Raw genomic sequence first — 14517 nt, forward strand, 5'->3', positions numbered from 1 at the left:
TTTCGTACACCCCTTTCAAACCGAGGGGTTGCAATTTGGAAAATAGGGGCATATAATCACTAATAATTTCACAGGTATGCTGACGTGTACCGAGACCATTTCGAGGAGGAGAAGCAATGAACAGCATCAATCGCACGATCACCATACTTGAACTGACATCTGCCAGCTCCACTCGTCATGTAACCGGAAAGCTGTATCATTTTCATAGGCGGTAGCCACTCTGTTTGAGTACATCAACAGGGCGGCTAGCGCTTTTCGCGTTTGCCTCCCTGCGGGATATGAAGCGCGCAGGACCAAGAGGTCTTGCGCGTTTTTTTGTTTGGTACAGCCCATCCGGCACATCCTAACGATCCCGAAGGAGCGATTTTCTATGCAAACTGCATCAATGCAAAATGTCAAAGGCACGTCCGATTACATCAGTGGCGAACAACGGTTACGCCGACAAATTCGCAATCTGCTGGAGCAACAATTTTACTGTTTTGGCTATGAAGAGGCGGAAACGTCCGCACTGAGCGAATTGGAATGGCTCACTTCCAAATATGGCGGTGGCGAAGAAATCACTAAAGAAATCTATCGTTTGAGCGACCAGCGTGGCCGAGCGCTTGGTTTGCGTTATGACCTGACGATGCCGCTGGCACGCTTGCTAACTTTACATCCAGGTCTGCGTCTGCCTTACCGCCGTTTTGAAATGGGCAAAGTGTTTCGCAATGGCCCTACGAAGCGCGGACGGTTGCGTGAATTTTGGCAATGTGACGCCGATGTGGTCGGTGTTGCCGGGCCGGAAGCGGAGCTGGAGTTATTTCAATTGGCTATACAATCGTTTGCCAAACTGGATATCCCCGTGATCATCCGCTGGAACAATCGCAGTCTGCTGGCAGAAGTGCTGATGGCGCTTGGAATACCGGAATCTCTGCTCTCCTCTGTTATGCTAACGCTGGACAAACTAGCGAAAATTTCCCGCGCCGATGTTGCTGCCGAATTAAGCAGTAAAGGCTTAAACACATCCGCAACGACACGCTTAATGGAGCTGATCGATCGCGCCCCCCAGCAATTGACGCTTACTGCCCTTGCCGCTACTTATGCTTTGGACGATCAGCCAGGATACGAGGAAGCTCAAACATTGCAGCAGTTGCTCACCTCTTTGGAAATGGATAACGTCTGTGTATTCGACCTGTTTCTATCGCGTGGCTTATCCTTTTATACCGGCACCGTATACGAAATTTTCGATGCTACCGGGCAATATACATCCAGTCTGGGCAGCGGCGGACGATATGACGGTATGATTGGCAAACTGTCCGATCGCTCGGAATTGGAACTACCTGCGGTTGGATTGTCGTTTGGATTAGAATCGGTGATGGAGTTATATCGTCAGCAGCCGCAAGCACAAGCCGTGTTACGCAACCCTGTCCAGATTGATGTGGCGGTGATACCGATCGGCGATACACTGGTTGAAGCTGTGCGTACTAGCGGATTACTGCGCAACGCTGGGATTACTACTATTACCGATACGAGCGGTCGTAAGCTCGGTAAACTGCTGAATAGTCTGTATACACGTGGTATTCGGTTTGTCATATTGATCGGTGAAGATGAAGTGCGTGCAGAACAGGTGAACCTGCGTGATTTGGCAGAAGGGGTAGAGATCGCTGTGTCGGTAGAGGAAGCCTTACACCGTCTCACGCAAATCTGTTTGTAAATGAATATCGATCCGTTTAGGCATTCAGCTTCATTCACTATTTACAACCATGCTATAATAGAGCAGGCGTGAATGATCGGTATCGCTTATGCTGTGCACTGGATCTCCAACTGCCATACAGGATGGACTTGGGTACAGTCTTCGTTTTACGGATAATGTAGTGTTGCCGATGATATAGATACGAATAAGCGCAGCAACGACTGGCGCTAGGAGGATACATTTATGGATATTACAGGTTATGAAGTGGAATGGATTCGCGATCCATTTGGTATTTTGGCTGGCAAACGGTATGAATTCAGATTGGATCTGGACGTGGATGCAGAGGACGATCTGTACACGCCGAATGGCGTTTACATTCGTGCTGTCTATCGTGTCGAGAACGAGCAAGGCAAGCTGGTTACTTATGATCTGGTTGAAAAAGGGACCGATCGCCTGCTCGAATTTGATCTGGAAGATGAAGAAGAGGTTGAGCTGGCTGCTTTCTGTGAGCAGCACTGGCAGGAAGCGGAGTAATGATAGCGCGCATCATTGCGCGTAGTGTGACGGCAGGCAATGAGGAATATTGCCTGCTGTTTGCTTATTGCCTGACTGTTCGCTGTGAACTATTAACTATTAACTATTAACTATTAACTATTAACTATTAACTATTAACTATTAACTATTGACTATTGACTATTAATAATTATGCAACCGTACTGCTAGGAATATTATAAACTGAATCAGCGCATATAGCCTATAATTCCAATATAACGATACGTATGATGCTGGGAGGAATGGACAATGAATATTACACTACTCGGCGCGACCGGACGAACCGGACGGTTGGTTTTACAGTATTTACTGCGTGCAGGACACGATGTGACGGCACTTGTGCGCTCTCCGGAACGATTGCAAGAACAGCTCTATACGACCGCTATTCCTTCGCTGGATCACCAGGGCAAGCCGCTGCGTGATGAAATGGAACGGCTGTCGTCTTCGTTTGCCGATCAGGTGGAGACCATTATTCCTACTGCGGCTAGTTGGACACGTAGTCCGCAAGCACGTCTGCACGTATTGACTGGAGATACACGCGACAGCAAACAGCTATTTGCCGCATTGCAGGATGCCGATGCTGTGATCAGTGCGATCGGCACGGATAAATCCGATGCACTGACGGTCACAATGAAGACGCTAATTCCATTAATACAGCAGCAATCGATTCAGCGGCTCATCACGATCGGTACGGCAGGTATTTTGCAAAGTCGTACTGCGGCAGACAAGTATCGTTATGAAACGTCCGAGTCGCGTCAACGCAGTACCCGTGCTGCTGAAGAGCATCGCAAAGTGTACGAATGGCTAAATGAATCGGCACTGCAATGGACGATTGTATGCCCGACATATTTACCGGATGGTGATTATACAGGGGGATACCGCATCGAACGTAATACGCTGCCAGACGGTGGAACGAGTATTTCAACGGGTGATACTGCTTATGTGGTATATAGCCAATTGCAGGACGAGCGTTATGTGTGCTGCCGGATCGGGCTTGCTTATTGATCGGTAGCATGACGAAGCGGCCGTCTAACTTTTCGCATTCGCATTCGCATTCGCATTCGCATTCGCATTCGCATTCGCATTCGCATTCGCATTCGCATTCGCATTCGCATTCGCATTCGCATTCGCATTCGCATAAATTGTCGCACCCTCTGGCTAGCAGACAACAAAAAACTCATCCAGTGGCGCTTCGCCAGGGATGAGTTTTTTGTTATATCTGTTTGTTACATCAGTGCAGATTATGCCAATTAAACGAAGGCGTGTACGCAAAATCGTATGGATGTAACTAGCTTCGCTCCTCATTCTGTAAATGGCTGTGCGAGACCAGAGTCCATCCTCTTATTTCCTCCCAAAGTGATGTCCGTCTCAGCAAAACAGTTTGCGTCCACACCGTAGCAGCACGTAGCAGCATGAGTTTACTACAGCTCAAGCACGCTCCATTGCTCGCGGCGCTACTACCTTATCCTACTTGCGTGCACTTTATAAACTGAATATTCTCAATGCTCCAACACATGCTTTTGCTGCCGATATTCCGTAGGTGTCAGCATATACTTTTTACGAAACACCTGGGTAAAATGCCGCACACTCGCATAGCCGATTTGTTCAGCAATATCGACCAGTCGCAGACCCGGATTCAGCAGCAGCTCGCACGCCTGATTCATACGCAGCGAGATCACATATTCCTTGTACCCCTGCCCTGTTTTCTGCTTGAATAGCTGGCTAAAATAAACTGGATTCAAAAACACCACCGAGGCCACTTTTTCCAGCGACAGCTCTTCTTGAAAATGTGCATCAATGTATTGCAGCGCCATCCGAATTGCCGTATCGCCGCTGCTGCCTTCCGTTTGCTCGGTCAGCATAATCGGGCGTTGTCCGCGTCGCAGTCGATTGGCATGGTCGGCAATATACTCAAAGCCATGATGCGGCCCGGAATGCAAACTCGTAAATGGCTGCGCCTTTAAGCAGCGCGCCAGTTGCTCGTGAACACGCTCCTGTAGCTCGTCCATCGTGCCCGCTGACTTGAGCGCCACGATAGCAAGTAGACTGCTGCGATCCAGACTGACGACAAAGCCATGACCATACGCACGAATTAGCTCGGTCAATACATTTTCCACGATAAAATGTTCCAATGGCCCACTGCGCTGCTCATCTCCTAGATTCACCGACAATAAATAATACTCCGGATACTGCTCCAGCAGCGGTTCCAAACTGAGCTTGCCTACACTAAGTCCAGCGGCCAGACGCTGAAATGCCGCTGAGCGCAAATATTGCAGTCCTTCGCGCAGCGTCTCTTCCTCCTGCACATGTGCCTGCTGCTGCCGAATTTCCTCGCTGAGCGTTTCGATCAGCTCCACCAGCTTCGGCTTGCCGATCGGCTTGAGCAAATAATCGCGTGCGCCGAGATGCACCGCCTGCTGCGCATACGTGAATTCAGAATGAGCTGAGATCACGACCCATTTCGCCTGTGGCTGCTTGCGCCTTGAAATCTTCATCAGTTCCAGCCCGTTAATACCAGGCATCAAAATATCGGTCAGCACAATGTCCATCCGGTGCTGACTCATCAGCTCGACCGCTTCCTCAGCAGAAGCTGCCAGATGCACATTGTAGTCTGGAAACGCATTTCCTATCGTACGCTTGATGCCTTCGCGAATAAAATTCTCGTCATCGGTAATCAAAATATGCATCTTTATGATCCCCCTCTTTATGCTGAATTTCATATTGTGCTGTCGTTGCTTCCGGTAGTGGTAAGCGCAATGTGACTCGTGTACCTTCTCCGGGTTTGCTTTCAATGCCAATACCGTATTCATCGCCAAACATATATTTGAGCCGCTGATGTACGTTTTGCATGCCGATTCCCTGACGACCACGCGCGGCAACGGCTGCCTCATCCTGTGGCTCGTTTTCCGGTACGAGTAATGAGCGATGCAGATTGTACAGCGTTTCGGCGGTCATACCGGCTCCGTTATCACTGACGCGAATGTTCAGATACTCGTTATCCGGTACAGCCTCTACAACGAGTAACCCCTGTCCGCGATGCGCTTCCAGCCCGTGCTTGACTGCATTTTCGATCACAGGCTGGAGTAGCATCTTCGGTACGATCAGATCCATCCAGCGCTCATCAATCCGAATCTCGACGGTTAGTCGATCTTCCAGCCGCATCTGAATAATCGTTAAATAATGCCTGATCTGCTCCACTTCCTCGCGTAATGTCACCTCTGCCTTGCCTTCCCAGTGACTGCTGTAGCGAAACATCTGGGATAACGATAGCACGACCTCACCGAGACGATCATTGCCCTTTTCATCCAGCATCCAGTAGATCATATCGAGTGTGTTATACAGAAAATGTGGATTTACCTGTGATTGCAAGGCATGCAGCTCGGCATTTTTTTCACTGACAGAGGACAGCTTCACTCGCTCGATCAGCTCTTCTACTCGTCCTACCATATGGTTAAATGAGGCGACCAGTCCATTGATTTCTTCATACGAAGTAACATTCACCATGCCGCGGAAGTTACCATTTTCAACCTGTTTCATCTGCCTCACAAGCCGTGCCAGCGGTGACGATATCGTGCGGGATACGATCAATGCGACCAGTGCCGATACGAGAATGAGAATGGTGACTACAATTAGCAAATAACGCTTTGTCTGCGTCAATTCTACGTTTAAGTCTTGCGATGGCGTTGTACTCACGATCGTCCAATCGATCTTATCCAGCTTGGAAGCGGCAACGAGCGTACTGCCTTCCTGCTGCACAGCAACCTCACCCGGTACATCCGGTAGCTTCAAATGTTCAGGTAGCTTGGCTGGGCTTGGATTCGGTTCGAGCGAAATCGCAATCGGATGACCAGCACCATTGACGATGCTCACCTGACTGTTCGGTCCCAGCTTCAGATTGCCTACGGCATCGACGACTGTATCCGCTTTCGCTTCAAATAGTACAATCCCAATCTGGTGTTGCTCGTTCAGATCAAAGATCGGCCGTCCAAACGCAAATACGGGCGAGTCTTCCATTTTGTCGATCAGGGAATGCGAGAATACACCGAGCCAGATCATTTTACCTGTGGATGCGCTAATCTGCTTGTACCAATCGGACGAGGCATAGTTGGGTTCAGCTACCGTGGTGTAATTACCGTAGTCATAAATTTTGCCGTTTTCGCCAATGATATGAATGCCGACCAGATCATCGCGGGAAAAATAAATCGTGCCCATCATATTCGTAATCGCATGCTGATTCGCATATTCGACCTGTGGCGGAAGCTGGCGCTTCTCAGCAACAAGCCGCAAAATATCTGCGTTCGTACTGATCGATTTGGACAGACTATCATAGCTCGCCAATAGCAGATCCAGCAGGCCAGCGGTCTGGGAAACGTTTTTGCGGGCGATCTCGCCCAGCTTGTCGTGAAATTGAGTCGTCGTCCGATTGTAAAAAAGCACAGTTACAATGAGCAAAATCGCAGTCATACAGACGAGAAACAGCACAAACAGCCGATGGTGTATCGAACGGAATCTGCGCGGCAATTCAATTCCTCCTTTGCAGGCATACTCCTGTCTTCCAAAAAGCCAAACAGCGACAGCAGCAAGCGGCTATTTTTGCCACACTTGCTCGCTGTCGCCAGCCTCTCACTTCACGATCATACCAGACGGGAAGGGAAATGAGGGATTATTTTAGGTGCGTGCTTACTTTGTGCTTGGAGTGACAGCACTCCGGGAAGGAATAAGGGGACGGACTCCGGTGGAGCCGCGGGAATCTACTGGATGAGGAGTAAATGTAGATTCCCGCCCCTCCAAAGTCGTCCTTTCCCCTTATTTCCTTCCCTCCGTTCCGTGCCACTTGCAACATAAGTATTCACGCGGGTTGAGCAGCAGTTTTAGATCTCACAAGATATTAAAAGATCTTGAGATAGCTTAAAATTATTTTAAATATTTACCATAATATACACTATTTTGAAGAATATTGAGATACTTTGAAATAGTTCGCAAGTATCTTTTGTTTTTCGTCTCTATCAGATCATGCTTGCTGGTTGTTTGGTAAAGCTTACGTACTCTTTTTAGGTACTTTATAAATACTTAATGGTAGAGTGGTAGCCAAGCTTCACGGGTAGATAACGGCTCAAGCAGGCTTGCTTCAGGATTGATCTACCACCCATGATGATCATTTAAAAAATGCTTGATGACTGTACAGAGCGAATTGTGACTCTACAATCACCTTCGTTTTGCCATATCCATTCATCAACCTTTTACTGCACCAGCTACCATGCCTTTCGTAATACGTTCGGACAGGATGAAGTAGATGATCAGTACAGGCAAGGCTCCCATGACGAGGAAGGCGCCGATGTTGCCGTAGTTGACGGAATATTGGCTGACAAAGGTGTAGACGCCGAATGGTAGTGTTTTTAGGTTTTCAGATGAGATAAATGTTGCTGCTACGATGTATTCGTTCCAGATGTTGATGAAAGTCAGGATACAGACGGTCATCACCGGTGGAAGTGAGATCGGTAAGATGATGCTTCGGAAAATTCGATATACGCTGGCGCCGTCCATAAATGCGGATTCCTCGATATCGGTTGGGATCGAGCGCATGAAGTTACTCAGGATGAAGACGGCGATCGGTAGCGCAAAGGCTGTATACGGGATGATGATCGACCAGCGTGTGTCGAGCAGGTCGAGATTTTTGAAAATAATCATCAGCGGCAGCAGTGTTGCCTGCATCGGAATCATCATACCGAGCAGGAATAGCAGCATCACATACGGGCCGTATTTCCAGCGGAAACGGGCAATCGCGTAGGCGGTCATCGAGCTGAGGATGATGACGGCCAGCAGTGTCACGGTTGTGACGAGCACGCTGTTACCGAGATATTTGAGATAGCTACCGGATGTGTACGCTTCAGCATAGTTATGCCATTGCGGAACGATCGGTAGCGAGAAAAAGCTGCCGCTTAAAATTTCCTCGTTCGTTTTGAGGGAATACATGAGCAGCCAGAATAGCGGATAGATCTGCGTTACGACCAGAATGGCGAAGAGCAGATATACAAACCATTTTTTGATTTTGGACATCGTATAGGCTCCTCCTTCAGGTCACTTTGCGTTCGACACGGTTGAAAATGCCGTTGATAACTACAGTAATAATGAGACAGAATACGACAAGGAATGTCGCTACCGCACTACCGTATCCGTATTTCTGAGATAGGAACGACATATTGTACATATGGGTCGCAATCGTATCGGTCGCGTGCGCCGGGCCGCCGCCCGTCATGACCATAACTAGCTCGAACGCTTGTAGGGAGCCGATAAAGGCAAGCACGACCGAAATTTTGAAGATCGGCACGATCATGGGGAAGGTGATATAACGATCGGCCTTGAAGCCTTCCGCACCATCGATCCGTGCTGCTTCATAAATTTCATCCGGAATATTTTGTACCCCGGTAAATTGAATGAGCAAATGATAACCAAAAAACTGCCATAACGATACGAAATACAAAGCGTACATCGCATACGCAGGTTCGGTCAGCCAGCTATGTGTCCAGCTTTCCAGACCGAGTTGTACGAGCACACCGTTCAGCATACCGCCCATCGAAGTCGGGTTGTAGATCGTTTTCCACAATTGACCGAGAATAACGTTAGACAGGATCACCGGAATAAAATAGATCGTTACGAGTCGACTGCCTTTGCGCACATAACGATTAAGCAAAATCGCAAACAATAAACAGAATGGAATCTCCACGATGGAGAAGACCGCATACATCAATGTACGCCGGACCGAAGGCCAGAAATTGTTATCTTCAAACAATAACGTATGGAAGTTTGCCAATCCGACAAACTTGGCATCACCGATCCCGTTCCAATCCAGTGTCGCTGTGTAAAACGATACTAGAATTGGAATAAACACCGTACAAATATAGAGCAATACACAAGGCAAGACAAAGACCGCAATCGTGCGCGCCGGAACCTTGAGTACATTCATTGGCTTCCCCTCCTTCCTTTATTTCACTTTTATCTGTGTGATCAAACGTTATCAGTTGTCAAATGAGCGCATTCCTTGCCCCGATATCCAGCATGTCGGATACCGGGCAAAGGTGATGCATACGGTGTAGCGTCAAGTGTATACAGCGCACACAAGCTCAATAGGTAGTGCACTTTGCTGCGTGCGACTGCATGTACCTGTGAAACATCTTACCTGTCTATTGCAGGATCAGGAGTCGCAGCTTATTTGTTCGATTCAAAGGCCGCCTGATGCTCTGCTGCTACTTGTTTTGGATCGACTTGCTGTACGAACAGGTTTTGAATGCTGCTCAAGTGAACCTGTGATACAGCTGGATTCATCGTATTGTCAAACGACAGGTCGCCGCCTTTAATGTTTTTGAACATATCCAGAATTTCGATTGCCAGTGGAGAGTAACCCGCTGTTTTGAAATCGCCGTCTACTTTTTGACCCAGACCGACCGCGTTTTTCATATCAAATGATGCTTTTGGATAGTTGGATGTGAAGAAATGCAGGAAATCTTTCGTTTCTGCCAGATGCTCACTGTTTGCCGATACGGCATACGCGCTACCTGGTGCCAGCATGTACTCGTCCAGATTCCCTTTACCATTTACCGTCGGGAATTTGAATACGCCTACGTCTTTACCTACCGTAGAGGCATCGTTAGAGCCTGTTTCCCAGGTGCCGATAAAGAACATGGCCGCCTGTCCGGTACGGAACATGTTACCGCTTGCTGTTGCATCGATCGCCGTTGCGCCATCCGGGAATGCGCCAGCTTGAACGAGTTTCTGGAATGCTTCTACCGCTTCGATGAAGGCTGGATCGTTAAATGTCTTTTTGCCGTCAGCTACATCTTGCAGGAAGCCAGGGCCGCCGTTGGTACGCAACAGGATGTTCATGAACAGGAAGGAACCGGTCCAGGAATCTTTTTCACCGATCGCGATTGGCGTGATGCCTGCCGCTTTCAGTTTGCCTACATCGGCGAGCAGTTCGTCAAACGTAGTCGGTGGTGCATCGATGCCTGCTTTGGCAAATAATGCTTTGTTGTAGAAGCCTACTTCGATATTATTGCCATCTGGAAGTGCGTAGACTTTGTTGTCTTTGCTGTAATAATCGAGCAGACCTTTTTGATATGTATCGCGAAGGCCATCTTTGTCCAATACGTCATCCAGTGGTGCCAGCAAACCTGCATCCACATATGGCTTCATTTGTGCAGCCGGGTTAACCATTGTAATGTCTGGAATTTCACGCGAAGCTGCCTGTGTTTTCAGCTTCAGCTTTTGCTGATCCGTGTTCAGTGTGTCGAGTGCGATCTCCACGTTTGGATGTTCTTTCTGATATTCAGCAACCAGCTGACGAATGATTTTGTATGCTGGTGTCGTTGGGTCAGGTGAAATGTTCTGGAAGGTGATCGTGACTTTCTCCCCGTTACTGCCGCCTCCGCTTGCGCCGCTGCTGGAATCACTTTTCCCACATGCGGTAAGTCCTACTGTCAGTGCACCCGCGAGTAGCAGTGCGAGTACTTTACCTGTTTTTTTCATTTCCGTTCGCCCCTTTGGAAGTTGAGTGAATGAGTGTTGGCATTTCGCTAAACTCATACTGAATATTCACATTATCGTGTAAACGCTTACGGAGGGCAATGCAAAAAATCAAGAATTGGGGTTCGTAATTTCAAGGTATTGGTAAAGGGAGCTTAATTTTGCAGCGGGGGTGTTGTGGGTGAATGAGGCATGTTGGTTGTGTGAGGGTGGTGTGTATTGGCAGGTTTTTTGTGCAGTGGGATGTTTGTTTGGGTAGGCGGTGGATGGGGTGGTTGTACATTGTTTCTTGTGGTTTTTTTATAGATGCTACTGGGAATGTTCGGGTTGATTTATTGGGTATCGGGCTTTAGATAAGGGGGAGAGGAGCGTTATTTTTGCAGGGGTTGTTTTTGATTATTTGTGTTTATTCATGGTTAGTTCGTATTTAGTTCGTCGATGATTGATATTGGTAGTCGCCATTAATCGTTGTGAAAATGCTTGTGTTGGAGCACGCGAGTAAGTTGCTGTGTGGGGGCATCAAGCACTGCGGTAAGGAATAAGGGGACGGACTCCGGTGGAGCCGCGGGAATCTACGGATTAGGAGTTGATTGTAGATTCCCGCCCCTCCAAAGTCGTCCTTACCCCTTATTTCCTTCCCTCCGTTCTGTGCTTGTTGCATCATGTCTGAAAGAACTTTGTGGAGTGCATTATTTTCGTTGTATTGTATCGTTAGTTTTATTACTGATCTAAAGAGTGAACTAGAACGAGATTATTTCAATTTTCTATCTTGTGAATCCAGCTTTTAAATTCAGCTTTTAAATGCATCCTTTGAACTCATCTTTCGGATCTATCTTCTACATCAATGCTGTGTATCTAAACTTTCAAAATGCATTTTTTCTAATTCATAATGTGCATATTTCTCGCCTAAAGATACAGAGTTCTATTCATTTAAACTGTTATTTTACCGCATCCAAATTTGTGGATTTGTTATCCTGTACGCCTCTTCCTTGCTACGTAGCACTTCATACATAGCACTTCATGAACATATCGATGGAATAGACATCAACTGCTTGCGAGGTTTGTTTATCATTAATCTTCTTTATCAATAGCATTCTTCAACGTCCTTTTGCCACTCTTTTGCCGCTCAACTATTCGTTATGATGCTGGGTGACGTTTCTCCTATAAACCAGATGCCCAAATTATAAAAACACCTTCAAAATCAAATCAGGGCAAGTGGTTAGCTGGCAATTGAGCTATACGAGCAAGAAATTACGCTCCCTGTGGTGGAGCAGCAGTATAGATCGGTTTTTATCGTACTTTCTCGCTTTTAACGTTTAAGCTATTTGCAGGTTTACATCAATTTTGAAAATCGAGTTGATACGAATTGCCTGTTTCTACTTTGAATGTTAACAAGCCATCTGCATCGGGTATGAGCTGTTCGCTTTGCTCTTCTTGCTTCCCTTGAATCAGCGTTTGCGTTAGCTGGGCAGCCGTTATGGAACGGATGCGGCATGTGCCTGACCGGGTCGCGTGTACGGTTAATTGTACCGGTTTATGTTCCTTCCATATCAAATCTAATTCAATACCGCCGCGTGCGCGCAATCCCCGAAAAGAACCAGATGACCAGCGAGTTGGGAGCGCAGGTAGCAGTTCGATCCAGCCGAGATGGGATTGCATTAACATTTCGGCGATGCCGGCGGTGGCGGCGAAGTTGCCGTCGATCTGGAATGGGGGGTGGGCGTCGAACAGGTTCGGGTAGACGCCGCCGCGTTCGTGCTGGTGGGGGCCGTCTGGACGAACGAGTGTGAGCAGGTTGGAGATAAGTGCGTATGCACGATCTCCATCGCGGAATCTTGCCCATAGTCCGATTTTCCAGCCGAGGCTCCAGCCTGTTCCACCGTCGCCGCGCAGTTCCAGTGAACGACGTGCCGCAGCGAATAGCTCTGGTGTTGTTTCTGCGGTCAGCAAGCGACCTGGATACACGCCGACCAGATGGGACACATGGCGATGGTGCTGATCTTCCTCTTGAAAGTCCTGTGACCACTCTTGCAATTGTCCCTGGGCGCCGATTTGTAGTGGGAGCAGGCGTTCTGCCGCTGTTTGTACGGTAGCGACCAGCTCATCGTCCAGTCCTAACACCTGTGCTGCTTGTGTGTATTGTTGGAATAGCTCACCGATCAGCGAAATATCCATCGTGGCAGCGGCGCTTGTCGCTGCATAACCTGTTGGTGTCAGGAACTTATGCTCCGGTGAAGTGGATGGGGCAGTTACAAGTCGTCCCTCTCCATCTTCTACGAGCCAATCCAGACAAAAGAGCACCGCATCTCGCATCAGTGGATAGGCGGTATCGCGCAAATATTCCCGATCTCCGCTAAATGTATAGTGCTCCCATACGTGCTGAGTTAGCCAGACTCCACCCAGCGGCCAAAATGCCCACACCGGATCGCCATCCCCATAACCGCCAACTGGAGCTGATTGCGCCCACAGATCGGCATTATGATGCGCGACCCAGCCACGGGCGCCATAGTTTACACGGGCAGTTTCGCGCCCATTATCGGCGAGCCGTCCGATAAATTGCAGCAGTGGTTGATGCAGTTCCGCCATATTGCACACTTCGGCAGGCCAGTAGTTCATTTCTGCATTAATATTGAGTGTATAGTTGCTGCTCCACGGCGCACGGGTATCTTCGTTCCATATGCCCTGTAAATTGGCAGGCTGTGTACCCGGACGCGAGCTGCCCAGCAGCAAATACCGACCATAGTGAAACAGCAGTTCCACCAGTCCCGGATCATCTGCTCCATAGGTGGCAATGCGCTCATCTGTCGATAGTTGCTCATTCGTAGACAGATGTGCATGTACAGAACCATCGCCCAGCTTCAGATCGACGCGATTGTACAATTTGCCATGATCGTCCATATGACGCTGCTTTAGCTCATCATATGCATAGTGCTGGGCATGATGACTATGCTCCGCTGTGATCGCCAATAGATCACGTGCAGGATCATGTTTGCCTTGCACCGCATCAAAGCTAGTCGCCGCACTAACATACAGTGTGACCGCATCCGCATTATGCACAGTAATGCCAGTAGCAGCGGTCGTCATCACACCACCCTCGGCATGAATTGCCAGCCGTCCACTATAATTCAGCACGGGCGCAGTGTCATCATATTGTACAGGCTGTGCCGCATCGCGGTAGCTTGGCTCCACATGTACAGGTGCTTTACCATGCAACAACAGATCATTTCCATCCACATCTACAGTATGACGCAGCTGACTGTCCAGTCTGGCGCGGAAGCTAATTTGTCCCGGCTCACTTGCCGTTAACCGCACGACCAGCACGCCATCTGGACCAGAAGCGAACACCTGACGCTCAAAATAAACATCCCCGATCACATAAGATACGGAAGCAATCCCCGTCGACAGCTCCAGCTGACGATGATATTGCTTGCCCAGCTGCCCATGTTCCATCGTGATCTGCAAATCGCCAAACGGCAAATATGACTGTGTATACGGGCCCATCAACTGTTTGGTCACCTCATCCGCTTCCACATAACGTTGTTGCGCAATTAGCTCTCTCACCTGTGGCAATGCCTGCCGCGCATCGGGATTGTTCCAGTCGCGTGCATAGCCCGACCAGAGTGTATCTTCATTTAGCGCGATGCGCTCCTTTTCAATCCCACCAAATACCATCCCACCCAGGCGACCGTTTCCGACAGGCAATGCCTGTACCCAGTACACGGCTGGCTTTTGAAACTGAATCTTCATCTGTACTTCCCCCTGCTCTGCTGCCT

The 14517-nt window shown here is 48.6% G+C and carries 9 protein-coding genes; 3 read left to right on the top strand and 6 right to left on the bottom strand.

What is annotated here, in order from left to right; genetic code table 11:
- Window positions 1-370 precede the first annotated feature (370 nt).
- From hisS to AAHF22_RS07530, 3 genes are all read left to right on the top strand, one after another.
- A complete protein-coding gene (gene hisS, locus AAHF22_RS07520) occupies window positions 371-1693 on the top strand; it encodes a histidine--tRNA ligase (RefSeq protein WP_347324377.1) in 1323 nt (440 codons plus the stop codon).
- Between the two features lie 222 nt (window positions 1694-1915).
- Complete coding sequence (locus AAHF22_RS07525; protein ID WP_347324378.1) at window positions 1916-2206, top strand: DUF6509 family protein; 291 nt, start codon at window positions 1916-1918, stop codon at window positions 2204-2206.
- Window positions 2207-2473: 267 nt separating this feature from the next.
- Complete coding sequence (locus AAHF22_RS07530) at window positions 2474-3229, top strand: NAD(P)H-binding protein (RefSeq protein ID WP_347324379.1); 756 nt, start codon at window positions 2474-2476, stop codon at window positions 3227-3229.
- Between the two features lie 494 nt (window positions 3230-3723).
- Here the strand turns inward: AAHF22_RS07530 and AAHF22_RS07535 are convergent, their stop codons facing one another.
- The 6 genes from AAHF22_RS07535 to AAHF22_RS07560 form a co-directional block, all read right to left on the bottom strand.
- Window positions 3724-4911, bottom strand: coding sequence for a response regulator (locus AAHF22_RS07535; protein WP_347324380.1), 1188 nt, complete (start codon window positions 4909-4911; stop codon window positions 3724-3726).
- Window positions 4889-6745 (bottom strand): cache domain-containing sensor histidine kinase, encoded by a 1857-nt coding sequence (locus AAHF22_RS07540; protein WP_347324381.1) that lies wholly within the window; start codon window positions 6743-6745, stop codon window positions 4889-4891. Before AAHF22_RS07540 ends, AAHF22_RS07535 begins: the two co-directional genes overlap by 23 nt.
- 711 nt (window positions 6746-7456) lie before the next feature.
- Window positions 7457-8281, bottom strand: a complete 825-nt coding sequence (locus AAHF22_RS07545) for a carbohydrate ABC transporter permease (protein ID WP_188775872.1) — start codon at window positions 8279-8281, stop codon at window positions 7457-7459.
- 16 nt (window positions 8282-8297) lie between these two features.
- A complete protein-coding gene (locus tag AAHF22_RS07550) occupies window positions 8298-9188 on the bottom strand; it encodes a carbohydrate ABC transporter permease (RefSeq protein WP_347324382.1) in 891 nt (296 codons plus the stop codon).
- A gap of 242 nt (window positions 9189-9430) precedes the next feature.
- A complete protein-coding gene (locus AAHF22_RS07555; protein ID WP_347324383.1) occupies window positions 9431-10747 on the bottom strand; it encodes a sugar ABC transporter substrate-binding protein in 1317 nt (438 codons plus the stop codon).
- 1335 nt (window positions 10748-12082) lie between these two features.
- Entirely contained in the window at window positions 12083-14491 is a 2409-nt protein-coding gene (locus AAHF22_RS07560) for a glycoside hydrolase family 95 protein (RefSeq protein WP_347324384.1), read from the bottom strand.
- Window positions 14492-14517 lie beyond the last annotated feature (26 nt).

The sequence above is a fragment of the Paenibacillus wenxiniae genome (genome assembly GCF_039822605.1).
GTDB classification, from domain to species: Bacteria; Bacillota; Bacilli; order Paenibacillales; family Paenibacillaceae; genus Saccharibacillus; species Saccharibacillus wenxiniae.

What these genes read in the sequence shown, in the direction of transcription:
- AAHF22_RS07555 (WP_347324383.1), bottom strand. Translation starts at nt 10,747, where the DNA reads ATGAAAAAAACAGGTAAAGTACTCGCACTGCTACTCGCGGGTGCACTG.
- hisS (WP_347324377.1), top strand. Translation starts at nt 371, where the DNA reads ATGCAAACTGCATCAATGCAAAATGTCAAAGGCACGTCCGATTACATC.
- AAHF22_RS07535 (WP_347324380.1), bottom strand. Translation starts at nt 4,911, where the DNA reads ATGCATATTTTGATTACCGATGACGAGAATTTTATTCGCGAAGGCATC.
- AAHF22_RS07545 (WP_188775872.1), bottom strand. Translation starts at nt 8,281, where the DNA reads ATGTCCAAAATCAAAAAATGGTTTGTATATCTGCTCTTCGCCATTCTG.
- AAHF22_RS07560 (WP_347324384.1), bottom strand. Translation starts at nt 14,491, where the DNA reads ATGAAGATTCAGTTTCAAAAGCCAGCCGTGTACTGGGTACAGGCATTG.
- AAHF22_RS07525 (WP_347324378.1), top strand. Translation starts at nt 1,916, where the DNA reads ATGGATATTACAGGTTATGAAGTGGAATGGATTCGCGATCCATTTGGT.
- AAHF22_RS07530 (WP_347324379.1), top strand. Translation starts at nt 2,474, where the DNA reads ATGAATATTACACTACTCGGCGCGACCGGACGAACCGGACGGTTGGTT.
- AAHF22_RS07550 (WP_347324382.1), bottom strand. Translation starts at nt 9,188, where the DNA reads ATGAATGTACTCAAGGTTCCGGCGCGCACGATTGCGGTCTTTGTCTTG.